The sequence below is a fragment of the Streptomyces aureus genome, assembly GCF_001418135.1.
GTDB lineage: Bacteria > Actinomycetota > Actinomycetes > Streptomycetales > Streptomycetaceae > Streptomyces > Streptomyces aureus_A.
On the sequence record NZ_LIPQ01000686.1, the window covers coordinates 1 to 1,159 of the forward strand.

At 69.3% G+C, this 1,159-nt stretch carries 1 protein-coding gene; it reads left to right on the forward strand.

Translation table 11 applies throughout. The annotated features are described in order from the left end of the window. Positions 1 to 86: 86 nt before the first annotated feature. Positions 87 to 1,013 carry a carbohydrate ABC transporter permease gene (locus AOK00_RS36130; protein ID WP_055604318.1) on the forward strand — a complete coding sequence of 309 codons (927 nt, stop codon included), beginning with the start codon at positions 87 to 89 and terminating at the stop codon, positions 1,011 to 1,013. Positions 1,014 to 1,159 lie beyond the last annotated feature (146 nt).

Sequence of the window (1,159 nt, forward strand, 5' to 3'; positions counted from 1 at the left end):
CCTCACGCCCCTCCTCCACACCCCTCCCGCCCAGCTCCACTCCCCGCCTCCGGACCCGCTCGGTCACCGACGCAAGGAACCCCGCCATGACGCTCCTGTCGACGCGCGCTACGGCAGCACCACCGCCCCGCCCACGAGCGCGCTTCCGTCTCCGTAAGGAGGCCCTCGTGGGCTGGGGGTTCGCCGGCCCGTTCGTCGCGGTCTTCGGCCTCGTCTTCCTCGCGCCGATCGGATACGCGCTGTACCTGAGCCTCTTCCAGGACCGGCTCATCGGTGGCACCTCCTTCGTCGGCCTCGACAACTACGGCAAGGCGCTCACCGACCCCCGCTTCTGGGAAGGGCTGACCCGGGTCGGCCTCTTCCTCCTGGTCCAGGTGCCCGTCATGCTGGGAATCGCCCTGCTCGTCGCCCTCGCGATCGACAGCGGCCGGCTCTACGGCAGGACCTTCTTCCGCGTCTCGATCTTCCTCCCCTACGCCGTGCCCGCCGTCGTCGCCAGCCTCATCTGGGGCTTCATGTACGGCACGCGGTTCGGCCTCGTCGGGAACGTCAACGACGCGTTCGGGATCTCCCTGCCGGACCCGCTCTCCCCCGCCCTGGTCCTCGCCTCCATCGGCAACATCGTGACCTGGGAGTTCGTCGGCTACAACATGCTGATCTTCTACGCCGCGCTCAAGGTCGTGCCCCGCTCGCTCTACGAGGCCGCGGCCATCGACGGCGCCGGCGAGTGGCGGGTCGTCACCTCGATCAAGCTGCCCGCGATCCGCAGCGCGCTCGTCATCGCCACCATCTTCTCGATCATCGGCAGCTTCCAGCTGTTCAACGAGCCGAGCATCCTGCAGAAGCTCGCCCCCAACGCGATCACCAGCGACTTCACCCCCAACCTCTACACCTACTCGCTGTCCTTCTCGGGTCAGCAGCACAACTACGCGGCGACCGTGGCGATCGTGATGGGTGTCCTCACCGCGATCATCGCCTACGCGGTCCAGCTGCGTGGCATGCGGAAGGGCTGAGCCGATGACCACCTCCCTCACCAGCGCGGCCTCCGGATCCGGTACGCCGACCGCCCCACGGACACCCGGCGCCGCCCCGGCAGCCCGCACCCGTACGGACGCCCGCACGGACGGCGGTACGGGGACCCGTACCGCCGTCCGTGCGG